Genomic DNA, 25312 nt, shown 5'->3' with positions numbered 1-25312 from the left:
AAAAGAATAACCGATTAATCCTAAAGCATTAGCGAAAGATTTCTAATGCCAAATTTCGGAAAAGTGTTAATAAATATTACAAAAAAGCCGGCAACTAAGCCGGCTTTGAAGAGTTGTTAAACCATAGGATAAAAAACGGTACTATGAGTTTAACTTCATTTCTGGAACATGGTCTGGAACAACCAGGTCCGCTTCCGTTTTTTCTTTAATTTCTTCAACAGATACGCCTGGCGCGCGCTCAAGAAGGTGGAAGGCACCATCTTTAATTTCCATTAATGCTAGCTCGGTGATGACACGCTTAATACATTTTGCGCCTGTTAGTGGGAGCGTACATTTTTTCAGGATTTTAGAGACGCCGTGCTTGTTAGCATGGGTCATGGTAACGATGATGTTTTCAGCACCAGCTACCAAGTCCATAGCGCCGCCCATACCTTTAACCAGCTTGCCGGGAATCATCCAGGAAGCGATGTTGCCTTCCTGATCGACTTCGAATGCACCAAGAACCGTAAGGTCAACATGACCACCACGGATCATGGCAAAGCTTTCTGCTGATGAGAAAAAGGCTGCGCCAGTAACAGCGGTTACCGTTTGTTTACCTGCATTGATCAAATCTGGATCGATCGTTTCTTCGGTTGGAAACTGGCCCATGCCTAACAAACCATTCTCAGACTGAAGCATTACTTTAACGCCTTCAGGAATATAGTTTGCGACCAGGGTAGGGATACCAATACCCAGATTGACGTAGAAACCGTCTTCTAGTTCTTGCGCCACTCGCATGGCGATTTGTTCACGTGTTAATGCCATGATGCGCTCCTTATGCTTCTTTTGTAGAAGGTCTAACTGTGCGTTGTTCAATACGTTTCTCAAAGTGCTCGCCTTTGATCACGCGTTGTACATAAATGCCGGGAGTATGAATAAAGTTAGGATCCAATTCGCCAGGCTCAACAATTTCTTCAACTTCAGCAACGGTGATTTTGCCAGCTGTTGCCATCATTGGGTTAAAGTTCATCGCTGTTTTGTTGAAAATCAAATTGCCCATGGTGTCCGCTTTCCAGGCCTTGATTAAAGCAAAGTCAGCAGTTAATGATGGTTCAAGCACATAGTCGCGACCATCAATATTGCGAGTCTCTTTACCTTCGGCAACTTGAGTACCGAAACCGGTTGCGGTGAAGAAAGCTGGGATGCCTGCACCACCGGCACGAATCTTTTCGGCCAATGTGCCCTGTGGTGTCAAAATCACTTCCATCTCACCGGAAAGAAGCAACTTTTCAAATAGCTCATTCTCGCCAACGTAGGAGCCGATCATGGTGCTGATTTGGCGTTTTTCTAACCATTTACCCAAACCAAAACCATCAACGCCTGCGTTGTTTGAAATAGCGGTTAAGCCTTTGCAGCCCATTTTGTAGACCTGCTCAATCAAGCCTTCAGGGATACCGCATAGGCCAAAACCGCCGACCATCACGGTCATGTTATCGGTAAAGCCTTCTAAAGCTTCTTCGTAACTGTGTACGACTTTATCAAAACCTGACATGTTTAATCCTCGTCAAATCGAATGAATTGATTATTATCTTTTAGCAAGCAACGCATTAGCTGCTCGGGAAACAGGGCGACGACCCAGTTGCTCAGAGATATAAGCGCCTGCGTCAACCAGTTTAGTTAAATCGATACCGCTTTCAATGCCTAAGCCGTTAAGCATATAAACCACATCTTCAGTAGCAACATTACCCGTTGCACCAGGTGCGTAAGGGCAGCCGCCTAAGCCCGCAACTGAACTGTCGATGGTTGCCACGCCTAGCTCAAGACAGGCATAAATATTAGCCAGCGCCTGACCATAAGTATCATGGAAGTGACAGGCCAGTTTATTGGTTGGCACATGCTCGGCTACTGCGGCTATCATAGCGCGCGCCTTGTTCGGCGTGCCAACACCAATAGTATCGCCAAGAGAAATTTCGTAGCAGCCGAGGTCATATAAAGCTTTGGCTACTTCGGCGACTTTTTCCGGTGCGATATCACCTTCGAAAGGGCAGCCTAACACACAGGAAACATAGCCGCGAACTTTAATGCCATGCTCCTTGGCAGCTTCGACAACTGGCTTGAAACGCTCTATCGACTCAGCAATTGAACAGTTGATATTTTTCTGCGAAAAGCTTTCTGATGCTGCAGCGAAAACGGCAACTTCTTTGGCGCCACCAGCTAATGCACCTTCAAAACCTTTCAGGTTTGGCGTTAGTACCGGAAACCAGACGCTGCCGTCTTGTGCTTCAGGGAAGCTTTTCAGGCCTGCCATTATTTCATGGTGATCAGCCATTTGCGGTACCCATTTTGGAGACACAAATGCAGTTGCTTCAATGTGCGTTTCACCGGCATCAATCAAACGACGAATCAGCTCAAGTTTTACTTCAGTTGAGACCGGCTGCTTTTCATTTTGCAATCCATCACGTGGTCCCATCTCAACGATTTTAACGTGAGTGGGCAGGGCAGGATTGTCTGATACCATGACCATTATTCAGCAACCTCCAACGATAGCAGTTCTGCGCCATCATCTACCAGGTCGCCAGCGGCATAATGGATTTCACTGACCACACCTGCAGTAGGCGCGTTGATGGTGTGCTCCATTTTCATCGCTTCTAAAATTACCAAAGGCTGACCTGACTCAACGTGATCACCTTCACTAACCAAAACTTCAATCACAGTACCCGGCATCGGCGCGGTTAAGCTGCCACCAGCATCTTCCGAATCGCCAGCCAAGCCACGCTCGACTTTTTCGAGCACTTTATAATGACCATGAATGAAAATATGCAGATTAGCACCATCATCAACCACGGTTGCGTTAAACCGCTTACCATTAGCATCAAGACGAAGGATATGCCCATTGAGGGTTGCACTGTGTACGGGTAATTCGCCGCTTGGTAAATCTAGCAAGTAGCCTTCACTCCGGAAGTGGACTATTACTTCCACGTCATTTGCAATTCCGTCAACTTTATCCAGATATTCAAAAGTATGATGGTTGTCGGTGTTTAAACGCCAGCCATTGACCGAATGCCATGGTGAGTAGGGGTCTTCACTCTGGGCAGCATTTTCAGCAGCTGTTTGCTCACGCTTTAGTAGCTGATAAACCGCTGCTGCAACCAAGGTATCATCATCGGCTGCTTCTTCGTCTAAGATCAAGTCGTCTTTGTAACGCTCAATGAAATTAGTATCTAAATCCAGATCTTCGAAACCCTGACAATGAGCCAGTGCAGAAAGGAATGGCACGTTGGTAGTTAAACCGACGACCTGATACTGAGCTAAAGCGCCGCGCAAGCGTGCAAGCGCAGCGTTACGGTCCTGATCCCAAACGATTAGTTTGGCAATCATTGGATCATAGTGAACCGAAACCGAATCGCCCTGTGTGACACCAGTATCGATACGAACATGCTCAGATTCTTCCGGTGTGTTGAGGTGTAACAAGGTACCTGTTGCTGGCAGGAAGTCCTGATTGGGATCTTCTGCATAAATACGCACTTCAAATGCATGACCATTGATGTTTAAGTCATCTTGTTGCATCGGCAGTTGCTGACCAGCAGCAACTTTCAATTGCCACTCAACCAGATCCTGCCCCGTGATTTTTTCTGTAACCGGATGCTCAACCTGCAAACGAGTGTTCATTTCCATGAAATAGAAAGACTCGTCTTCATCGTACAAGAACTCAACCGTTCCAGCGCCCACATAACCAATCGCCTGTGCTGCGCGAATGGCTACCTGGCCCATTTTCGAGCGAGTGTCTTCGCTTAAGCCTGGAGCAGGAGCTTCCTCAATAACTTTCTGGTGGCGACGTTGCACTGAGCAATCGCGCTCAAACAGATGTACCGCATTGCCATGCTTATCAGCAAACACCTGAATTTCAACGTGGCGAGGTTTGGTGATGTATTTTTCAACTAGCACCTTGTCGTCGCTAAAGGAAGCTGCTGACTCGCGTTTACAGGAAGCCAGGCTTGAAGCAAAGTCTTCTTCTTTCCAGACAATGCGCATACCCTTACCACCACCGCCTGCGGTTGCTTTGATGATAACGGGGTAACCAATCTCATCAGCTTGCGATTTCAGGAAGTCTCCGTCCTGATTTTCACCATGATAGCCTTTTACCAAGGGTACTTTGGCTTCTTCCATGATTTCTTTCGCCGCAGACTTTGAGCCCATGGCGATAATCGCGCCTTCCGGCGGGCCAATAAATTCAATGTCATTTTCCGCAAGTGCTTTGGCAAAATCTGCATTTTCTGATAAGAAGCCATAACCTGGGTGCACCGCCTGAGCGCCAGTTTTCTTGCAAGCCTCAATAATCAGCTCACCTTTAAGATAAGATTCACGTGCGGGAGCAGGGCCTAAATATACTGCTTCGTCGGCCATTGCTACATGCATTGCGTCTTTATCGGCTTCTGAATAAACGGCAACGGTTTTGATGCCTAGTTTCTTTGCCGTTTTAATCACGCGGCAAGCAATTTCACCACGGTTAGCAATCAATATTTTTGTAAACATGTTCGCTGTTTCCTTAACCAATTATTGTGAGCTGCTTTCAGATTGACCAACCGACCAATCAGCAGTACGTTTTTCGAGGAAAGCGTTCAAACCTTCTTTACCTTGTTCGCTGGCACGAATATCCGCAATGCGACGTGCCGTTTCATCCATCAAGGATTGATCAATGGTTTGATTAGCTACAGCTCTAATTAAATTCTTCGCTGCTTTTACAGCTTGCGGCCCATTGCTCAATAAAGTGGTGATCACCTCATTAGTTTTCTCAACCAATGACTCTTCAGCAACCACTTCATGGACCAGGCCAAACTCAGCGGCTTTATCAGCTTTGAAACGCTCAGCCGTAGTAAAGTAGCGCTGCGCCTGACGCTCGCCCATGGCTTTAACGACATAGGGGCTGATCACAGCAGGAATAAGACCTAGTTTTACTTCCGATAAACAGAAGCTGGCGCGCTCAGATGCAATGACAATATCGCAACAGGCAACTAAACCAACGCCGCCACCAAAGGCTGCGCCTTGAACCTGACAGACGGTGGTTTTACTCATGCTGTAGATGGTGTTCATCAAAGTGGCCAAAGCTTGCGAGTCCTGGTAATTTTCTTCCCAGGAATAATCGGCCATGCGACGCATCCAGTTCAGGTCTGCGCCGGCTGAAAAGCTTTTGCCTTCCGCGCGTAACACAACCACTTCCACTTCAGCGTTGTTTTCCATCGCAGTAAAAGCTTCTGTCAGCTCGCCAATTAATTTGTCATCAAAGGCATTGTGAATCTCAGGGCGGGTGAGGGTGATATAACCAACGCCGCGTCCAGTTTTTCCAAGTTCATTGGTATCGATTGAAATGTTTAATGCTTCACTCATACTCATAAGATTCTCTCCGCCTTACATTCTGAAGACGCCGAACTTGGTTTCTTCGGCTTCTTTGTTCATGGCAGCGGACAATCCCAGACCAAGCACCATACGTGTATCAGCTGGATCGATAATGCCGTCGTCCCATAAGCGAGCACTTGAATAGTAAGGGTGACCTTGCTTTTCATATTGCTCTTCAATCGGACGCTTAAACTCTTTTTCTTCCTCTTCGGACCACATCGGCTGACCGGCGCGCTCAAAATTGTCACGCTTAATTTGCGCCAACACGTTGGCTGCCTGTTCGCCACCCATCACAGAGATACGAGCATTTGGCCACATCCACAGGAAGCGTGGGCTGTAAGCGCGACCACACATACCGTAGTTACCGGCACCAAAACTACCGCCGACAATGACAGTGAACTTTGGCACTTTGGCACAGGCAACAGCCGTGACCATTTTGGCACCGTGCTTGGCAATACCTTCGTTTTCATATTTGCGGCCAACCATGAAACCAGTAATGTTTTGCAGGAAGACCAAAGGAATGCCACGCTGAGAACACAGCTCAATAAAGTGGGCGCCTTTTAGTGCTGACTCAGAGAACAGAATACCGTTATTGGCAACGATGCCGACCGGATAACCATGAATGCGGGCAAAACCACAGATCAGTGTATTGCCATATAAAGGTTTAAATTCGTCAAGCTCTGAACCATCAACGATACGCGCAATTATTTCGCGAATATCGAAAGGCTTACGTGGGTCTTTGTTAATCACGCCATACAGTTCTTCTGCAGGGTAGAGTGGTTCAACCGGTTTCTTTAAAGTAACAGATGGTGTTTTTTTGCGATTCAAGTTAGACACCACCTGACGCGCTAATTTTAACGCGTGTTCATCATTTAATGCATAGTGGTCGGTAACACCAGAGGTCTTACAGTGGACATCTGCACCACCCAAATCTTCGCTGGAAACCACTTCACCGGTTGCTGCTTTAACTAGCGGTGGGCCACCGAGGAAAATGGTGCCTTGCTCTTTAACGATGATTGATTCGTCAGCCATTGCTGGAACATAAGCTCCGCCAGCGGTACAGGAACCCATCACTACCGCAATTTGCGGAATACCTTTGGCGGACATGTTGGCCTGGTTGTAGAAAATGCGACCGAAGTGGTCTTTGTCCGGGAACACTTCGTCTTGTTGCGGCAAGTTTGCACCGCCAGAATCGACCAGGTAAATACACGGCAGATTATTCTGCTCAGCAATTTCTTGTGCGCGTAAATGCTTTTTAACGGTTTCAGGGAAGTAGGTGCCACCTTTAACCGTGGCATCGTTGGCTACAATCATGCACTCGATACCTGAAACACGGCCAATACCGGCAATCAAGCCTGCTGCAGGAACTTTGTTATCGTACAAATCCCAGGCTGCCATTTGTGAAATTTCAAGGAAAGGTGAGCCAACGTCAAGAAGCTTGCGTACACGTTCTCTAGGCAGCAATTTGCCGCGTGATAAGTGCTTCTCCTGATACTTGGGACCACCACCCTGGGTGATGTATTCCATCTTGTCACGCAGGTCATCTACCAAAGCAGTCATGGCTTCGGCATTCTCGGTAAAACTTGCGCTACGAGGATTGAGTGACGATTTAATTACAGGCATATGTCTGTCCTAATGTTATTCTGATGCGATTGCACGGCCAATTACCATGCGCTGAACTTCGCTTGTACCTTCGTAAATCTGTGCGATGCGAACGTCGCGATAAATACGCTCCACTGGGTAGTCACGCAAATAGCCGTAGCCGCCTAATACTTGAATCGCATCTGAGCACACTTTCTCGGCTATTTCTGATGCGAACAGTTTGGCCATTGAGGCTTCTTTTAAGCAGGGCAGGTTATTGTCGCGTAACTGGGCAGCGTGTAACACCATCTGGCGTGCAGCTTCAACCTGAGTAGCCATGTCGGCCAATTTGAATTGCACCGCCTGGTGTTGATTAATCGGCTTACCAAATGAGGTGCGCTCTTTGGAATACTCAAGAGCATACTCATAAGCTGCTCGAGCCATGCCAACAGCTTGTGCGGCAATACCGATACGACCACCTTCTAAACCGGAAAGGGCGATCTTGTAGCCTTCGCCTTCCTGGCCCAATAGGTTCTCAGCTGGAACTCGGCAATCTTCAAAAACGATTGAGGCCGTGTCCGAAGCGTTCTGGCCCATCTTGTCTTCGATGTTGGCAACAATATATCCTGGCGTATCTGTTGGCACGATAAAGGCACTGATGCCTTTTTTACCGGCACTTGGGTCAGTTACTGCAAAAACAATGGCAACATCGCCATTCTTGCCTGATGTAATGAACTGCTTAGAACCATTGATGACGTATGAGTCACCATCTTTGACGGCCTTAGTCTTCAGGTCGGATGCATCACTGCCAGCATGCGGTTCTGTTAAACAAAATGCACCGAGTTTTTCGCCAGACGCCAAGGGCTTCAAAAATTTCTCTTTTTGCTCATCAGTACCGAAATTCAAAATCGGCATGCAGCCAACAGAATTAGTCACCGAAATAATAGTTGAGCAAGCACCATCGCCTGCAGCGATTTCTTCTAATACCAATGCTGCGGCCACATAACCAATCTCGCAGCCACCCCATTGCTCCGGCACTAACATGCCATAAAAACCAAGTTCAGCCAGGCCTTGTAGCGCCTCGGCTGGGAAGGTTTTATTCTTGTCCCATTCTTCGGCGAAAGGGGCAATGCGCTCCTGCACATAGCCCCTGGCCATATCCTGAATCATGCGTTGTTCTTCAGTCAGAATCATAAAATTGTTCTTCCAAACGTTGGTAAATCTATACTTTAGTTTTTGGGAATAGAAATTATAGTAACTCTACCGCTAAGGCAGTTGCCTCACCACCACCAATACACAAAGATGCAACGCCTTTCGACTTGCCGTACTTGCGTAAAGCTTCAATTAAGGTCACAACAATACGCGTACCAGAACAACCGATAGGGTGGCCCAGCGCACAGGCACCGCCGTGAACATTCACTTTAGCGTGGTCAAGTTCCAAATCTTTCATAGCAGCCATGGTCACTACGGCAAAAGCTTCGTTAATTTCAAACAAATCAACGTCATCTTTTGTCCAGCCGGCTTTGTCTAATACTTTCTCGATTGCGCCCACAGGAGCAATTGTGAATTCTGCAGGAATGCGAGCATTAGTTGATTGCGCAACAATTTTGGCAAGAGGTTTCAAACCGCGCTTTTCAGCTTCAGACTGACGCATCAAGACAACTGCCGCTGCACCGTCAGAAATAGAACTGGCGTTAGCCGCGGTTACGGTACCGTCTTTTTTGAAAGCAGGGCGTAGTGAAGGGATTTTATCAGGACGTGCTTTCAATGGCTGTTCGTCGGTATCGACTTCAACGTCACCTTTGCGAGATTTTACAGTGACTGGAGTGATTTCGTTTTTGAACGAACCCTCTTCAATTGCCTTGTTGGCGCGAGCCAGAGATTCGATGGCATAAGCGTCCTGGTCTTCGCGAGTAAAACCATATTTTTCAACTGTCTGCTCAGCGTAAACACCCATCGCCTGACCTTCGTAGGCATCTTCAAGACCGTCAAAAGCCATGTGATCTAGCGTTTTGCCATGACCAAAGCGCTGACCAAAACGGCCAGTAGGAAGAAGGTAAGGGGCAAGACTCATGCTTTCCATACCACCAGCAACCATTACGTCATTTGTGCCAGCTTTTAATAAGTCATGAGCAAGCATGATAGTTTTCATACCAGAGCCACAGACTTTGTTTACAGTCGTAGCGCCAGTTGATTGTGGAAGGCCAGCACCCAGAGAAGCCTGACGGGCTGGAGCCTGACCAACGCCAGCAGGAAGTACGCAGCCCATGATGACTTCTTGAACATCATCGGCTTTAATGCCTGCACGCTCAACGGCAGCTTTGATTGCTGTAGCGCCAAGTTCAGTTGATTTTACAGTTGATAGTGAACCACCGAAGCCGCCCATTGGGGTTCTGGCTGCGCTGACGATTACGATAGGATCTGACATAAATATTTCCTCTTCCGAAGTGGCTGTGCTTGCTAATACTGCGTTAAAAAGTTTATCAAATGTGCTCATGGACCTTATGTCCACTGCGCATTTTCAAAACTTTTTGCCTTGTCTTAGCAGCGCTCGCTCACTTCTTTTACAAAGTGAATTTTAACTGTTTAAAGAAGTCATCATTTGCCGCGTTCTAGCATCGCTCGCTAACTTCTCTTATTCAAATTTAAAGTGGCCAAATTCGGTGTTGGCAAATATAACAATTATTAAGCTGTTTCGTTAAACAACTCACGACCAATCAACATACGACGAATCTCTGAAGTACCCGCGCCGATTTCATACAATTTGGCGTCACGTAGCAAACGGCCTGTAGGGTATTCATTGATGTAGCCATTACCGCCAAGTACCTGAATCGCATCTAAGGCTAATTTAGTAGCATTTTCTGCTGCGAATAGAATCGCTGCAGCGGCGTCTTTACGGGTTGTTTCACCACGATCACAGGCTTTAGCTACCGCATAGACATAGGCGCGGCTGGCGTTCATGGTGGTGTACATATCAGCAACTTTGCCCTGAATCAGCTGGAAAGTACCGATTGGTTTACCGAATTGTTTACGCTCATGGACGTAAGGAACGACAACGTCCATACATGCACGCATGATACCTAATGGGCCTGCCGATAGAACTGCGCGCTCATAATCCAGACCGCTCATAAGGATTTTAACACCTTCATTGACTGGGCCCATGACGTTTTCGGCAGGGACTTCACAGTCTTCGAAAACTAATTCACAGGTATTGGAACCGCGCATACCCAATTTGTCGAGTTTTTGCGCTGTTGAGAAACCTTTAAAGCCTTTCTCGATAATAAATGCGGTAATGCCTTTTGAGCCTGCATCTGGCTCAGTTTTGGCGTAAACCACCAATACATCGGCTTCTGGGCCATTGGTGATCCACATTTTATTGCCGTTAAGGATGTACTTATCGCCTTTAAGCTCTGCACGTAGTTTCATACCAACCACGTCAGAACCAGCACCAGGCTCAGACATTGCAAGTGCGCCCACATGTTCGCCTGAACATAGTTTTGGCAAGTATTTCTTTTTCTGTTCTTCAGAGCCGTTACGACGGATCTGGTTGACACATAAATTAGAGTGGGCACCGTAGCTTAGGCCAATTGAGGCACTGGCGCGGCTGATTTCTTCCATCGCAACAACGTGCTCAAGATAGCCCATGCCAGAACCACCGTATTCTTCTTCGACAGTAATACCCAAAAGGCCCAGCTCACCAAACTTCTGCCACAAATGATGTGGGAACAGGTTGTCGTGGTCGGTCTTTTCGGCAATTGGAGCAATTTCTTTTTCAGCAAACCCACGAACCATTTCGCGGATCATGTCGGCAGTTTCGCCCAAGTCAAAGTTCAACGATGGATACATGTTCGTTCCTCTATCTTAATATCAACAAATCAATAGTAATCAGCTCAGTCCAGCTTTTGTTCGAGCATATCCAGCTCTTTCAGCATATGTTCGATGTCTTTACGCTGTTGGAGCAGGGCATCCCGACGTTTCTGGATGAGTTCAACGAGTAGTTTTGCCTGCTTTTGCTTACCTTCAGGCAAATCATATAAATCAATAATTTCGCGGATTTCGGCCAGTGAAAAGCCGAGGCGTTTACCGCGAAGAATCAGTTGCAGGCGGACTCTGTCTCTGGCGCTGTAGATGCGGTGAACACCGCGGCGCTCAGGGCAAATCAGTTTTTCATCTTCATAATGACGAATGGAGCGTGAAGTAATACCGAACTCTTTGGCGAGATCGCTAATACTGTATTCTCTTTCGCTGATGGTTTTTGCTGTCTGGCCTGACATAAGCCTGCTTATTCGGTCAAATAAGATAAAATGATACCTTACCTTTACGCAAACGTAAACTTGCTGGAGTCTCGTCTTTCTCAGATCAGACCAGTCATAATCGAATTTAAGCGAGTAAATATAACTAACTTATTGATATTGGATGTACATGATTAAAAAACAATCAATTGTGTTTATATCTTCAATAAAAAATAACTTTTCACACTAACTGATTGATATGAAGAAAATATGATCAAACTGTGAAACTTATCAATTGCCAAGCCCTCTAACTTAGGTGTAAGTTAAACCCATAGAGTAAATTTTAGACAGTGACTAAGCGTTTAATGATAGAAGTTAAGAGAATTTTAGGATAAAGCCGATCGCTCGCAAGAGCCGTCGGCTTTTTTTATGTGTTCAATACATCAAGTCAACAACCGTAAACATGAAAGGGGACGACATCTATGAAACGTCAAAAAAGAGATAAACTTCAAAGAGCCCATACCAAAGGTTTTAATGCCGCACTTCAAGGTCAGTCCAAAGAAAACTGTCCATTTGAAGAACTGAATGCGCGAGAGGAATGGCTAGGCGGCTGGCGAGAGGGCCGAGAGGCGTTTACCACCAACGGAATGAAAGCTTATATTTAAATTACTTTAGTTTGAAATAGTTTTAATAATCTTATCAATACATCATACATATAAACACAAGCCCGGCTCAGACCGGGCTTTTTAATGCCTTTGCTCGGTCGTTGAATCTAAATGGCTTTATTAATATACTTGCTCACGGATTATTACAGATACAAAAGGACTCACTATGAAAATAGCTAAAAAAATAGCTTCCCTGTTAATTTTATTCGCTGTATCAACTTCATCCCACGCAACCTTTGACAATGCAATAGAGCATTATGAAGATGGGGCTTACAAGCAAGCCTTTATGGAGTTTCAGTCATTGGCCGAAATAGGCCACAAAGGCGCTCAATTTAACCTGGGCGTAATGTACCTCGAAGGTACAGGAGTAGAAACTGATCCTGTCAAAGCCTATGCCTGGATTAAACTATCGGATAAACAGGCGCAAAAAGAACAGGCATTTCTTAACGAAATCCGCCAGCAGCTTAACGCTGAACAGAAAAATGAAGCGGAATTTTATTTCAATAGCCTTGATAAATCCTTTAGTGAAGAAGCCTTAAAATTGGCGTTGGAGCCAGTATATCAGCCAGTTGATCCATCTTTGGATACTGATAATGAGGCTAAGCCTCTTAAGACTATTGCTCCTGATTATCCTTATGAGGCAGCTATGAAAGGAGTAGAGGGCTGGGCGAAGTTTGCGTTTAAGCTTGATCGGGAAGGCACTCCGACTGACATTCAGGTAATGGATTCATATCCCGGAGATGTGTTTGTCAAAGATTCAATTGCAGCAATTTCGAAATGGCAGTTTGAAACTCCCAGTGACAAAAGCCAACTCAGTAAAGTATATAAATATCGTTTAAGCTTTGAGCTTGATAAAAACAATAGAAAAAACAGGTCGATTATTTCAGAAGTTAAAGAAAAAGCAGAGTCTGGCGATCCGGTTGCGCAATATTACTATGCAAAATATGCGCCTATGGTAGAGCGAGATCCAGACTTCAATCCAACAATGTGGTTATATAAGTCAGCTCAACAAGGAATCGCAGATGCGCAGTATGAGTTGGCAGAAAAGTTGTTAGAAGGTGAGGGCTGCGAAGAAGATAAGGAAAAAGCCATTTCCTGGTTGATTCAATCTGCATCAGGCAATCTTGGCCGTTCGCAATTCAAGCTGGCGAAGCTTTTCTTTAAAGTGGATGACAAAGAAAAAGCCTATTTCTGGCTGGATAAAGCCATTGAGTCAAATGATTCAGAAATAGCTCTTGAATTAGCAGAGTATTTGCATGAACTAAATGATCCAAAATATCCGCTTGATTTAATTATTAAGCAACTTAACGAAGCGGATCTTGATAAGTTCTCTTATCCAGTTAAGCATCATGAGTTTGCGGCAGAGCTTTACTTTTTAAATGGCCAATACGCTCTTGCTGTTGAGAGTCAGGAAAAAGCTCATAAAGTGATGAGAAAAATTAAAAGGGTGCCTGATTATATGCAGGAAAGGCTGGCGCAATACGAAGAAGCGCTGGAAAGTTCTAAAAGCTAAGCTCTTATCGTAGCCCCATCTATTTCCGTTGTAAGACAGTTAAAGTATAAGGCTCCTAGTGTTACAGGAGCCTTTTTTATACCTGTTTAACTTTAAGTGCCTTTGTTAGCTCAACCCTGTTTCCTTTCCCTTTTTCCTCGTCCTTTGGAATAATAAAGCATAAATTATTCATAATTCGCCACAATTCTAACCCTTTCTGGTTATAGTGGCGTTTATATAATAGTGAATATCAATCTTTACAGGGGAGTATTATGTCTTATCGTTTGCGCTCATGGGTCGCTGGGGTTAGTTTTTGTTTCGCTTTGTTGTTAACAGGATGTGGGGATGAGCCTGGTGACTCTAAGTCAACAAAGGACAGTTCACAACAACAAGCTCAGAATCAAACTCAGGAACATACTCAGACAGCTATTGATTCTGAACCCGATACACTGACACCTTTCAATGTATTAAGCGTCTATCAGGGAACCTATGATAATGCACCGGCTTTACAGGTAAATTTCAGTCGCCCAATCAAGCGTGGACAAGATTTAGAGCAGTTAGTCCAGGTTTCCCTTAATAATACTCCGCAACAAGGCGGCTGGATTATCAGTGATGATAACCGACGTATTTATTACCCTTATATTGAAGCCGAGCAGACTTATGAGGTTACTTTTTCCAGTGATCTTATGGCGGATAATAGTAGCTCTCTTAGTGGTGCCTTTAAAAAACAGATCAAAACCAGTTCGCTTGAGCGGCAGTTACGCTTTTTAAGTCAAGGCTCTACCATTTTGCGTGACAGTGGCATTTTGCCCATCGAAGCGGTCAACGTAAAAGAGGTTGATATCAAGTTCTGGCGAGTTGCCCCTCGTTATTATGAGAGTTTCTTTTCCGATGGTGACTATCGTCGTTATTACCAGCTACAGAATTTAAGGGAGATGGCCGAGCTGGTGCATACTGGTCGTTTTGAGTTGGAGGCTAAGGACAATCAGCGTCTGACTCACCATATCCAGCTGAAGAATATTAAAGCGCTCAAGGACAATGGCGTTTATGCAGTGACCATGCAGCCAGCGGATGATTATCCCTATCAGTATGAGTTCAGCTGGTTTGTGATGAGTGATATTGGTCTGCATACCCGTCAATACGCAGATAGCCTGGTGGTGTTTGCCCATCAGCTACCTTCAACAAACTCCTATCAAGGCGTCGAACTCGTTTTGCTTAATAACAAAGGCGTGCGTTTAGCGGAGCAGAAGACTAACGAAGAAGGTTTTGCTGAGTTTGATGCTGCCACCGTTGAAAATGCACGTTTTTTAGTGGCTACAAAAGGCCAGAATACCAACTTAATTCGCTTAAACAGTCCAAAACTGGATTTATCAGAGTTTAAGTTAAGCAACCGCCAGCAACATCCGATTGAGCTATTTCTATACGGCCCAAGAGATTTGTATCGTCCCGGTGAAACCGTGCGCATGCAGGGGATTTTGCGCGACTATCAGGCTAACTGGCTAGAGCCCACACCGATTTCTGTGCGAGTGTTACGACCTGACAATAAGGTCTATACCACGCTGCAATGGAAAGGTGATGAGGTCGGTTATTATCAAACCGATTTTACCCTTCCCAAAGACGCCATGCGCGGTACCTGGACCTTTGAAGCAGCGCTTGCCAATAAATCGACATTCAAATACAAGTTGGCTGTTGAAGACTTTTTACCTGAACGTCTGAAACTTGAGCTGTCTGCCGATAATGATGAATGGCTTGGTATTTCAGATGAACCGACAATCGATATCCAGTCGGACTATCTCTATGGTGCGCCAGCCAGCGGCAATCGGTTTGATGCGACGGTATCTGTTTCGAGTGCTACTAATCCCTTTGATGATTACGAGGGATTCTATTTTGGCTCGAACAAATACCGTGATTTTAACCAGTTTATGGATATCCCAGCCGGTACTTTGGATGAAGAAGGGCACGCGGCTCTAAAGTTAAACAATCAATGGGCCGGCAGCCAGTTCCCGATTCGGTTGCTGAGCAGCGTTAATGTTTATGAAAGTGGTGGTCGCCCGATTACTCGACGCCTTACTCAGTATGCTTTTCCGAATGCAGAGTTAGTGGGTGTCAGGCCATTATGGTCTGAAGAGCGTGAGTTTGCAGCACCAAACGAGAACAATCTTGTGGAGCTGGTTGCAGTCGATCCAGAAGGCAAACCATTAACCGTTGGGCAACAGTATGAAGTTACTCTGATCCGCGAGGACAGCCGACTTTATTGGCAGTATGGCAACAGTGGTTGGGAGTATCGTTCATCAGAAGCAAATGTGCCGGTTTATAGCAAAAGAATAAAGTTTGAATCAGAGCAACGACCACAGCTGTCGCTACCTCTGGAATATGGCAACTACCGACTGGAGATCCATAATCAAAGAAACCAGCTGATCACCAGCTATCACTTTTTTGCGGGTTGGTATTGGTCTGATAACAACCAGCAAAATGGCGAGCGACCTGATCAGGTTAAGTTGTCTATTGAGCAAGACTTTGTAGAGCTGGGTAAAGATCTTCAGGTTAATATTACTTCGCCTTATTCGGGGCAGGCGCTGGTCACTGTAGAAAGCGATCAGCTTCTGTGGAAGCGTGCGATAGAACTGGATTCCGCTGAATCAACTGTCACTATCCCGATGAACACTAGCTGGAATACCCATAACCTCTATGTGTCGGTGATGGTGCTTAAGCCTGGTGATATTAAACGAAAAAACCTGCCAAATCGCGCCTTTGGGGTGATGCATTTGCCTTTGAAACGTGACACAAAAAAACTTGATGTTGAATTGACTCATAGTGAAAAACTACGTCCGTTACAAGCCGTTGAAGTTGACCTTAAAGTCAACAACTCGAACTCAGACGAGACAGTATTTGCCACCTTGGCATTAGTCGATAGCGGCATACTCAGTATCAGCAATTTTGAGTCACCAAGCCCTATTGATTGGTTCTTTGGTCAGCGCGCTTATGAGGCGGCTCTAAAAGATAACTACGGCAGCTTCGTTGAATTAACCGAAGGCAGCATAGCCAGACAGCGTTTTGGTGGTGATGCAGACTTAAGTCGTGGTGGCGATGCGCCTGTTTCGGATGTGCAGATTGTCTCTATCGTTAAAGACAAGGTGCAGCTGGACGAGAATGGCCGAGCCAAGCTTAATGTTGAGTTGCCATACTTTAATGGCGAGTTGCGACTAATGGCCGTCGCTTTCAGCAAGAATCGTTATGGTTCCGCTGAGTCGAAAGCTAAAGTGGCAGCACCTTTAGTGGTTCAAGCTTCTATGCCACGCTTTTTGGCCAAAGGCGATCAGTCACAAGTGATGTTTGATATCAAAAACATGGAGGAGACTGAGCAAACCTTTAGCGTAACTCTGGAAGCTGATGAAACTTTAGGTAATGGCAGCGTTTCTGAAACTTTAACACTCGAGCCAAAAGGTAAGGTGGTGTTAGCTCTTGATGTGAAGGCCTCTCAGTTTACCGGCGCTGGCAAAGTATCGATTAGTGTAGAAAGTGATAATTCAGACTTAACTATGAATCGCAGCTGGTCGCTCGGTTTACGTCCTGCCTATGCCGCTTCAATCATCAGCAAGCAAGCCGCTGTTAATGCCGGTAGCCAGTTTGTTGTTAGCGATGATTTTGCCAGCCAATATGATGACTATGGTCTGAAGTCGGTATTAACGGTATCCAGTACTCCGCCTTTGGATGCCGGTTCCTATATTGATGGATTACTGCAATATCCTTATGGTTGCCTGGAGCAAACCACATCACGCGCCTGGCCTTGGCTGAATATTGAAAGAGACGACTTGAACACGCTTGAATCAGAACGTACTGCTCAGTTATTCGAGCAGAGACAACAGTTGATTGATTCTGCAATAAGTCGCACGCTATCGATGCAACGTTATGACGGCAGTTTTGGTCTGTGGTCTAACAATTCGCCGGAAGAACCCTGGATGACCGCCTATGTAACCGACTTCCTGATTGAAGCAAAGCAGTTGGGTTATCAGGTTCCTGAAGATAATTTGCAACGTGCAGTGCGACGGTTGCAGCGTTATGTGCGTTCGAGTGCGTTTAGAGCCAATAACTGGGATTACTACGATGATAGAGAACACTTTGAGTTAGCCTATCGTGCTTACTCGGCCTATGTGTTGACTAAAATTGGTAGTGTCAGTTTACAGGATGTACGTGCACTCTATGATAAAAATGCAACGGATGCGGAGCGTGCATTACCACTGGCACATTTAGCCTATGCTTTAGAAAAACTCGGCGATCAGCGTCGTGCCAAACTGGCGTGGGGACAAGCCTTTACCACCAAGTTTAAACATCAGCCTTACTGGTATTACGGCGATTATGGTTCATCGATTCGCGATCTGAGCCAGGTAGCAAGTTTGAGCTTTGGCAGCAAAGTGGTCGAAGATCTGGATCTCAATGGACTGGATTTAGTTTATGATTTAAAAGGCGAGCTGGAATCCCGTAGTTGGTTATCGACACAGGAAAAAGGAGCTTTGGCACGTTTAGCGAAGCAGTTGGATGGTATGAACTCGGAACAATCTGAACTGAGCTTGGAAATAGCGCAGGGTAGCGAGTTAGAGTCATTTAAACAAACTGTGGACTATATTACTGTGTCAAAAAATTCCGCAGTCAAACAGCCATTAGTTTTGAAAAATTTAGGTGAGAAAACAGTTTTTGTTGATTACAAAGCTCGAGGCTATCCGAAAACAGCACCAGAAGGTTTGTTTGAAGATGTTGCCATAAAGCGTCGCTACTTTAATCTTCAAGGTGAGCCTATATCTATCCAGAAGTTGACTGCTGGTGACAGGATCATTGTAGCACTATCCATTGACCTGGCGCGTGAACATAACCGGTTACGCAATGCCATGATTATTGACTTATTACCTGCCGGTTTTGAACTTGAGAATCAAAATCTTGAACATTCATTTAAGATTGATGAGCTTACCATTGATGGTAAAAGCATTCGTGAGCTGACTCAGAATACTCAGGTTGAGCATCAGGAGTTCTGGGATGATCGATTCATGGCTGCGCTCGAATTAAGCAGTTATCAAACGACTCATTTGTTCTATATGGTTCGTGCGGTCACACCGGGCACTTATACGGTACCGTCGAGCTTTGTGGAAGATATGTATCGTCCTGAAATTCGCGGTATCAGTGAGCCTGAGAAAGCTGTCACCATCCGTAAACCAGGCGCTCAATAGCAGGCTTATCGATGACTCAACCGCAAGGGGTATTCAGTAAACGCTTCTGGCTGAAAAGTCTGAAGCGCTTGCTGCTTACTTTATTGCTATGCTTTGTTTTATTCTGGATTTTAGACAAGTTCTTTCCGTTACCGATTGATGATTTTGAGCGGCGTAGCTTTGCTCAGCTTGTGGTTGATGCGGAAGGCAGGCCTTTGCGGGCTTTTCCAGATTCGCAAGGTGTCTGGCGTTATCCAGTGACATTGGAAGAGGTCTCACCGTTATATCTCGAAGCGTTGATCAATTATGAGGATCGCTATTTTTATCAGCACCCAGGCGTTAACCCTGTTGCTTTGTTGAGAGCTTCAGCTCAGGCCGTTTATCATGGAGAAATCGTATCCGGTGGTTCGACTCTGACCATGCAGGTGGCAAGAATACTGGAGCCACACGAGAAAAGTATTAGCGGCAAGCTACAGCAGATGTTTCGGGCGTTGCAACTTGAGTGGTATTATTCCAAAGATGAGATTCTGACTTACTACCTTAACTATGCACCTTTTGGCGGTACTATTGAAGGCGTAGAGGCCGCAAGCTTTACTTACCTTGGCAAGTCATCCAAAGATTTGACCGCATCAGAAGCAGCTATGCTGGCAGTATTACCCCAGGCACCTTCGTGGAACCGTCCAGATCTGTATCCCGAGCGCGCCAAAGCGCAACGTAATAAACTGCTCGACCGTCTAGCGGATTTTAACGTTTGGCCGGTTGAGCTGATCGATGAAATCAAACAGGAAGATGTCTGGGCACAATACAACACACAACCTGTATTAGCTCCTCTATTAAGTCGTGAGCTGGTCAATCGTTATCCGGACAGGCGACTTATCAAAACTGCGATAGATCGAAATTTGCAAACAGAGCTTGAGCTCAGTGTTTTCGATTATATTCGGGGTAAAGAGAAAGGCTTGTCTGCGGCAGTGATTGTCATGGATAACGCTAGCTCAATGCCTTTGGCCTATATTGGCAGTGCAGATTTCGCTAATCCCGATCGTGCTGGTTACGTTGATATGACCAAAGCTACGCGCTCACCGGGATCGACTCTAAAACCCTTTATTTATGGGATGGCATTAGATAAGGGACTCATTCATTCTGAATCTTTATTGTTTGATGTCCCGCAGTCATTCGAGGGTTATAAGCCGAAAAATTTCAGCGAGAACTTCAATGGTGCGGTCAGCGTTTCTCAGTCGCTCGCACGTTCGCTTAATATGCCGGCGGTACAAGTGTTAAATGAGCTATATGCTGAGTATTTTTATATTCAGCTGACCAATGCCGGTTTGAAGTTGTCCTTGCCTGAATCTGCGACACCCAGCCTAAGTTTGGCTTTGGGCGGTGGTGGTGCTAATTTGCATCAATTGGTAGGCGCTTTCTCAGCTTTGGGAAATAAGGGTTTAGCAACTGAATTGAGATTGGATCCAGACCAACCACAAAAGAAACTGCCTTTGTTGAGTCAAGAAGCTAGCTGGGTGGTGCAAAATATTTTAAGTCAAATACCACTTAACAATCATCTAAGTCATCGATACTTCCAACCAACGAAACAGATTGCATACAAGACTGGAACCAGTTATGGATCGCGCGATGCCTGGGTATTAGCCTCAAATAAAAAGGTTACTATTGGAGTCTGGGTAGGCATGCCTGACGGTTCCTTTAGTCTTAACAATACTGGTCGTACTACAGCGGTACCATTGCTGGAGCGCATTTTAAAAATTATGCCAAGTGACTGGCTGGCACCAATTGAACGTCCGGCTACCGTAACCATGGCTGATATTTGCTGGCCACTTGGCACTCTGGCATCGTTACAGTCAGAAGAGAATTGCCATAAGAAGCGGTCAGCCTATCTGATCGATGAGACTGCTCCTGCAACTTTTTCCGATCCATTGAGCAGCGATTGGCATAATGGCTTAATGAAGGTACAGCTTGATGCTGCAACGGGTAAAAGAGTCAATAATCAATGCTTCGACGGGTCGGTACATATCAAGGAAGTCGCTCTATGGCCAAAAAGCCTTGAACCCTGGATTGCCAAGCCATTTCGAAGCGAAAGCCTGTTACCCGAATATGCAGAAAATTGTCAAAACAGTGTAGGTTCCAGCAAGCCCAGGATCGCCGGCCTTGATCCTGAGTCGATTATTTACGCTGAGCCGCAAAAGCAGACATTGCCCGAAGTGCAGTTATGGGCGGAGGGCATCACAGGAGAAGCCTACTGGTTTTTAAATGGTCGCCTGTTGCCGCCGACATTAGAAGCTAAGCATCGGATTGCCTTAAAAAACCTTTCGCGTGGTGATTACGAAGTGATTGTGGTGGATGAAACTGGTGCTTTTTCAGAGCTTGATTTTCGAGTTGAGCAATAAGCAGATTACTCTTGCCGTATTGAGCAAGCGGCATGGCTTACTATTTATTCAATAATTGGTGCGACGGTTTTCATATCCTTATGTAACTTAGCCCATAAGAAATCGATCAGCTGTTTTCTTGCTTTGGCAAGGTGTCTTGCAAAGGTGCTGTAAGACATACCAAGCTTGTCAGCCACGGACTGATGATCCGGAAGAGGATTGATATAGGTGTGCTCAATAATGAAGTGATATTTTTGAGTTTTAGGGCTTGGAAGAAAAATATCATCCATTGAAAGCTTAACCAGGTCTTTGACTCGGTCGCAAAGGAATCGCTTGAAGGCTTCATCATGATTTTTTAGCTTTTCATCTAGCACCGAAATATGCTTAAAAGGGTAGGGTTTTGCATAATGCTTTAGAAACACTCTCATGATTTCTTCAAACTCTTGGTGATTCAAGGAAGCAAAAAGCCTAAAAGATTCCTTCATATAATCTTCTGTTACTTGCTTAAGTTGGCTGGAGTGAAAGTGAAGACCGTATTTTATACTCGCTTGTTGTCTATCGGTTCTTCTTCTTGAAAGCAATTGATCAGCAGTTTTAGGATTTCCAATCCACGGAGCGGCAAGCGCGGCTAATGTTTTGAACAGTAGTAAATGATGTTGTTTGTAAAAATTTTCTTCTTTATTCTCAGAGTCGATAACCCCCACAACATCATTTTCATAAATGATTGGTACGGAAAGCTCTGACGCGCGAACATCTCCATCTGTAACATAATTTGGAGTTAAAGAAGTGTTATCAACAAGTATTTCTCTTTTCAGTAATGCTGCATTTCCAACAATACCTTGGCCAAGCTTTAAAATGATGGGATTGATAATTTGCTGCAGCTCATTAACCTTGCCGCCAATTGCAGCTACTTGAGTAAGCTCCTCGGATTCCAGGTCTGCGCTATAAACAACACAATCATCAAGTCCTGTTTTTTCTACAGTGTTACAAATTAACCACATAACCTGGCTGGGGCTGGGTGCGAGCTGTAGCCCTGATGAAAACTCCTTTAAAACACTATAGATATCAGATGTTGTCATAATGTGCTGTTCGCGTTATTTGACTTGCTCCCTCAAAGTATAGCGATTTTGTTCTATGAAAGGAATCTTGTAACTTATTGATTTTTTGTGTTCAGCTCTATTACAGTCACGCAAAATGATAAAAAAATGATAAAAAGCTGAGTAAATTTAGGAAAAAATGTTTGATTGAATCTCTTTAATATTACGCCACGCAATACAGGAAATCTTCAGGAGGAAACTATGTATTCAGGCGTAATGAAAGGAGTGGCTGCCACTGTGATAGCCGCGGTGACACAGCTAACGGTAGCTGAAACATCAATCAAAGTTCAAAATCTATCGGATATCAACACCAATAAATCTAGCGTTTATTCCTACAATAACTATGGACAGACTTTTCAATATACAGAAGGTGAGTCGTCTGCGTTGTTGTTTATGGGGCGGACTCCAGAGGAAGGTGTTGAGCTATGGATAGCTAAAGAAGATATGTCAGTTGAAATGGTCGCTGATATTTATCCAGGGATGAAGGACTCTCATCCCGACTCTTTTGCTTCCTACAACGGTCAAGTTTTTTTCAGTGCTACAGGACCCGATGGTCGAGAGCTCTATGTTTATGATGGTTCTTCCGTAGAGTTGGTAATGGACATAAATCCTGATGGATCCAGTAATCCTGAGCAGCTAGTCGAATATCAGGGATATCTCTATTTTGTTGCTGATGATGGTGCGCATGGGCAGGAGCTTTGGCGTACCGATGGTTCGTTAACAGAACGACTGTCTGACATTAATGGCGAGGGTGATAGTGCTATTGCAAACCTAACGCCTTTTGGCGAGTGGATGTACTTTACCGCTAACAATGTGGTTCAGGGGCATGAGTTATATCGTACCAATGGGGAAACTACCGAGCTGTTTAAAGAATTCAGACCGGGTAACTCACATGGTGTAAAGCACGAGTCACCGATGATAGTTTATGGCAACAAGTTATTAGTACATGCCTATACCAATGTGGTGGGTTATGAACTGCATTTTGTTGCAGATGATCATCAGACAGTTCCACTATTGTTTGATGCCGTCGTGGGAGCAGATTCAATCACTGCAATTGAAGAAATGCATATTGCACCAGATGGTTTGCTCTACTTCACGCCTCAAATTGGGATCCATGAAGAACTATGGTCATACGATGGAGTTAATTTACCTGTTAAAGAAGCTGAGCAGGACACTATCGATTTCTTATGTGATTTTGATGAACAGTTATTCTTTGCCTCAAATGTGATTGAGGGCAATGGCGTTGAGCTATTTAGCATATATAACGGCAACCTTAATTTCTTTAATGGGGTGGAGGGTGATCTTGCAGATATTAACTATGGGGATGCCAGCTCTAACCCAAATAGCTGTGTAGTACATGACGATGTTATGTATTTTAAGGCGTTCGCTACTGACCGGGGTAATGAGCTAATAAAGTTAAATCAGGGTTCAATTGATGTTGAAGTAGCATACGAAAACTTTGAAGGGCAAGATTACGATGAGTTTGGTTTGTTGGCTGTGTTCCCTAATGGACTGGTCGTTTATGAGGGTTTGAACAGAAAACTTAGTCTTTTTGATCCGAGCAGCAATGAAACAACAGCTTTTACCGTCGCTCAATCCAGTGGTGTTGATAGCGCTAATATTAATAACTGGACCAAAGCTGAAGTGGAGTTTCAGGGCAACTTATATTTCACCGCATACACAGAAGATCTTGGTGTAGAATTGTGGCGAACCGATGGCCATGATGTGGAGCTGGTGCATGATATTAACCCAGGAAATGCAAGCTCAAAACCTGCCAACTTTATGGAGTATGACAATTGGCTTTATTTTGCGGCAACGACACTCAGTGAAGGCAGAGAGTTGTGGCGCACCAATGGTGAAATTACCGAGCTATTTGCAGACCTTGAAGAAGGTCCAGATAGTAGTTATCCCACTGAGCTGATTCCATTCTATGATTATCTATTCTTTGTTGCGACAGTTGATGGCCTTGGCGGAGAGTTAATCGCGACCAATGGTGATGATATTGAAGTTGCCTTGGATCTTAATCCAGGTGCAGGCTCATCTGACCCAGCAAGCTTAACACTCTTCAACGATATGTTGGTTTTTTCTGCAAATGATGGTACTCACGGACGCGAGCTTTGGGTCTATATTGAGCCTGGCCAATATCAAATTGTTACTGATATTAATCCTGGAGCATCATCCAGCAACCCAAGTCTACTAACAAAAGTGGGAAGCACGCTGTACTTTTCAGCCAGCACCCCCGAGCTTGGAAGAGAAATGTGGTCTACTGATATGGATAATTATATTGAGCCATTGCTAGATATTAATCCTGGTGTAAATAGTTCAAGTCCAGGCGTGCCGATTGCTCATCAAGGTAGCCTTTACTTCACTGCAAGCTCTGATACTGGACGTAAGGTTTGGCGTGCAACGGGTGAATCTGTAACCGAAATAGCTTCAGAAGTGGGCCTAAGCTTTGGGAGTGTTGCTTCTACAGGTGAGAACCTCTATGCACTGGCTACTAATCAGGCTTATGGCACCGAATTGTGGGAAATGCAGAATGATAATTTTGTGCTAGTGCAAGATTTTACCCCAGGAGAAGACTCCATTCTAAACTCGTTAGCTGTATCAAATGGATATCTATTAGGCTTCTCGACCAGTAGCTCGGGTATTGACGGTATTTATCTGCTGGGTGGTGAGGTAGAAGATGAATGGAACAAGGTCTCAATGCCTGGTATGGATTACTTGAGAATGTTTTCTTTTAATGCCATGACTTATGGTAAGTACTTGATTGCACGGGGTTGTAATAATGCAGTTGGCTGCGAGTTTTTTAAGGTGGTATTTAATGAGCTGCCAGTGATTAATATCACAGCACCTGATGAGGTTGATGAAACCCTTGAGGTGGTTGTTGATGCAAGTGGCTCAACTGACAGCGACGGCATTATTACAGAAATTTCAATGACACAATTATCTGGTCCGATAGTCTCATTGTCACAGTCTGGATCAGGAGTGTTTAGTTTTACTGCGCCTGAGGTCGATGAGGATATGTTAATTAGTTTTGAAATCGAGGTCGTTGACGATGACATGGATATTGCGAAGCAAACGCTGAATATCAATGTTCTGCAAGTAGCTAACGACCAAGATGGTGATGACGACCAAGGTGGTGATGACGACCAAGATGGTGATGACGACCAAGGTGGTGATGACGACCAAGGTGGTGATGACGACCAAGGTGGTGATGACGACCAAGGTGGTGATGACGACCAAGGTGGTGATGACGACCAAGGTGGTGATGACGACCAAGGTGGTGATGATGACCAAGG

At 45.0% G+C, this 25312-nt stretch carries 15 protein-coding genes and 1 pseudogene; 5 read left to right on the top strand and 11 right to left on the bottom strand.

The window, feature by feature from the left end; genetic code table 11:
• Positions 1-141: 141 nt before the first annotated feature.
• The 10 genes from HUJ19_RS06490 to HUJ19_RS06445 form a co-directional block, all read right to left on the bottom strand.
• On the bottom strand, positions 142-804 hold the full coding sequence (locus HUJ19_RS06490; protein ID WP_290622901.1) for a CoA transferase subunit B: 663 nt from the start codon (positions 802-804) through the stop codon (positions 142-144).
• A gap of 10 nt (positions 805-814) precedes the next feature.
• Positions 815-1531 (bottom strand): CoA transferase subunit A, encoded by a 717-nt coding sequence (locus HUJ19_RS06485; protein WP_290622900.1) that lies wholly within the window; start codon positions 1529-1531, stop codon positions 815-817.
• 33 nt (positions 1532-1564) lie between these two features.
• On the bottom strand, positions 1565-2503 hold the full coding sequence (locus HUJ19_RS06480) for a hydroxymethylglutaryl-CoA lyase (protein WP_290622899.1): 939 nt from the start codon (positions 2501-2503) through the stop codon (positions 1565-1567).
• On the bottom strand, positions 2503-4512 hold the full coding sequence (locus HUJ19_RS06475; protein WP_290622898.1) for an acetyl/propionyl/methylcrotonyl-CoA carboxylase subunit alpha: 2010 nt from the start codon (positions 4510-4512) through the stop codon (positions 2503-2505). Before HUJ19_RS06475 ends, HUJ19_RS06480 begins: the two co-directional genes overlap by 1 nt.
• A gap of 21 nt (positions 4513-4533) precedes the next feature.
• Complete coding sequence (locus HUJ19_RS06470; RefSeq protein ID WP_290622897.1) at positions 4534-5364, bottom strand: enoyl-CoA hydratase/isomerase family protein; 831 nt, start codon at positions 5362-5364, stop codon at positions 4534-4536.
• A 21-nt stretch (positions 5365-5385) separates the two neighbouring features.
• The gene (locus HUJ19_RS06465; protein WP_290622896.1) at positions 5386-6996 is read right to left on the bottom strand and encodes a carboxyl transferase domain-containing protein; all 1611 of its coding nucleotides are present in this window, start codon (positions 6994-6996) and stop codon (positions 5386-5388) included.
• 15 nt (positions 6997-7011) lie between these two features.
• A complete protein-coding gene (locus HUJ19_RS06460; protein WP_290622895.1) occupies positions 7012-8148 on the bottom strand; it encodes an acyl-CoA dehydrogenase in 1137 nt (378 codons plus the stop codon).
• 55 nt (positions 8149-8203) lie between these two features.
• A complete protein-coding gene (locus tag HUJ19_RS06455) occupies positions 8204-9382 on the bottom strand; it encodes an acetyl-CoA C-acyltransferase (RefSeq protein ID WP_290622894.1) in 1179 nt (392 codons plus the stop codon).
• 257 nt (positions 9383-9639) lie between these two features.
• Positions 9640-10800: an isovaleryl-CoA dehydrogenase gene (locus HUJ19_RS06450; protein ID WP_290622893.1), complete on the bottom strand. Its 1161-nt coding sequence runs from the start codon at positions 10798-10800 to the stop codon at positions 9640-9642.
• A gap of 44 nt (positions 10801-10844) precedes the next feature.
• On the bottom strand, positions 10845-11228 hold the full coding sequence (locus HUJ19_RS06445) for a MerR family DNA-binding transcriptional regulator (protein WP_290622892.1): 384 nt from the start codon (positions 11226-11228) through the stop codon (positions 10845-10847).
• A 440-nt stretch (positions 11229-11668) separates the two neighbouring features.
• On the opposite strand from HUJ19_RS06445, the gene rmf reads away from it, so the two are divergent.
• The 4 genes from rmf to pbpC all read left to right on the top strand — a co-directional run bounded on the left by rmf (position 11669) and on the right by pbpC (position 20937).
• A complete protein-coding gene (gene rmf / locus HUJ19_RS06440) occupies positions 11669-11851 on the top strand; it encodes a ribosome modulation factor (RefSeq protein WP_012800996.1) in 183 nt (60 codons plus the stop codon).
• 166 nt (positions 11852-12017) lie between these two features.
• Positions 12018-13364 carry a TonB family protein gene (locus HUJ19_RS06435; protein WP_290622891.1) on the top strand — a complete coding sequence of 449 codons (1347 nt, stop codon included), beginning with the start codon at positions 12018-12020 and terminating at the stop codon, positions 13362-13364.
• A 251-nt stretch (positions 13365-13615) separates the two neighbouring features.
• Positions 13616-18562 carry an alpha-2-macroglobulin gene (locus tag HUJ19_RS06430; RefSeq protein ID WP_290622890.1) on the top strand — a complete coding sequence of 1649 codons (4947 nt, stop codon included), beginning with the start codon at positions 13616-13618 and terminating at the stop codon, positions 18560-18562.
• Positions 18563-18573: 11 nt separating this feature from the next.
• Positions 18574-20937 (top strand): penicillin-binding protein 1C, encoded by a 2364-nt coding sequence (pbpC, locus tag HUJ19_RS06425; protein ID WP_290622889.1) that lies wholly within the window; start codon positions 18574-18576, stop codon positions 20935-20937.
• 44 nt (positions 20938-20981) lie between these two features.
• Here the strand turns inward: pbpC and HUJ19_RS06420 are convergent, their stop codons facing one another.
• Complete coding sequence (locus HUJ19_RS06420; protein WP_290622888.1) at positions 20982-21995, bottom strand: GAF domain-containing protein; 1014 nt, start codon at positions 21993-21995, stop codon at positions 20982-20984.
• Positions 21996-22214: 219 nt separating this feature from the next.
• Here HUJ19_RS06420 and HUJ19_RS06415 point away from each other — a divergent pair.
• Positions 22215-25312: pseudogene (locus HUJ19_RS06415) on the top strand (hypothetical protein); the annotation flags it as partial.

Source organism: Kangiella sp. (assembly GCF_014762745.1).
In the GTDB taxonomy this organism is placed as follows: domain Bacteria; phylum Pseudomonadota; class Gammaproteobacteria; order Enterobacterales; family Kangiellaceae; genus Kangiella.
Note: the sequence above shows the minus strand (reverse complement) of the source record. Positions and strands in the feature narration are given on the sequence as shown.

Coding starts and splice junctions, on each gene's coding strand:
- HUJ19_RS06490 (WP_290622901.1), bottom strand. CDS start 804: ATGGCATTAACACGTGAACAAATCGCCATGCGAGTGGCGCAAGAACTA.
- HUJ19_RS06485 (WP_290622900.1), bottom strand. CDS start 1,531: ATGTCAGGTTTTGATAAAGTCGTACACAGTTACGAAGAAGCTTTAGAA.
- HUJ19_RS06480 (WP_290622899.1), bottom strand. CDS start 2,503: ATGGTCATGGTATCAGACAATCCTGCCCTGCCCACTCACGTTAAAATC.
- HUJ19_RS06475 (WP_290622898.1), bottom strand. CDS start 4,512: ATGTTTACAAAAATATTGATTGCTAACCGTGGTGAAATTGCTTGCCGC.
- HUJ19_RS06470 (WP_290622897.1), bottom strand. CDS start 5,364: ATGAGTGAAGCATTAAACATTTCAATCGATACCAATGAACTTGGAAAA.
- HUJ19_RS06465 (WP_290622896.1), bottom strand. CDS start 6,996: ATGCCTGTAATTAAATCGTCACTCAATCCTCGTAGCGCAAGTTTTACC.
- HUJ19_RS06460 (WP_290622895.1), bottom strand. CDS start 8,148: ATGATTCTGACTGAAGAACAACGCATGATTCAGGATATGGCCAGGGGC.
- HUJ19_RS06455 (WP_290622894.1), bottom strand. CDS start 9,382: ATGTCAGATCCTATCGTAATCGTCAGCGCAGCCAGAACCCCAATGGGC.
- HUJ19_RS06450 (WP_290622893.1), bottom strand. CDS start 10,800: ATGTATCCATCGTTGAACTTTGACTTGGGCGAAACTGCCGACATGATC.
- HUJ19_RS06445 (WP_290622892.1), bottom strand. CDS start 11,228: ATGTCAGGCCAGACAGCAAAAACCATCAGCGAAAGAGAATACAGTATT.
- rmf (WP_012800996.1), top strand. CDS start 11,669: ATGAAACGTCAAAAAAGAGATAAACTTCAAAGAGCCCATACCAAAGGT.
- HUJ19_RS06435 (WP_290622891.1), top strand. CDS start 12,018: ATGAAAATAGCTAAAAAAATAGCTTCCCTGTTAATTTTATTCGCTGTA.
- HUJ19_RS06430 (WP_290622890.1), top strand. CDS start 13,616: ATGTCTTATCGTTTGCGCTCATGGGTCGCTGGGGTTAGTTTTTGTTTC.
- pbpC (WP_290622889.1), top strand. CDS start 18,574: ATGACTCAACCGCAAGGGGTATTCAGTAAACGCTTCTGGCTGAAAAGT.
- HUJ19_RS06420 (WP_290622888.1), bottom strand. CDS start 21,995: ATGACAACATCTGATATCTATAGTGTTTTAAAGGAGTTTTCATCAGGG.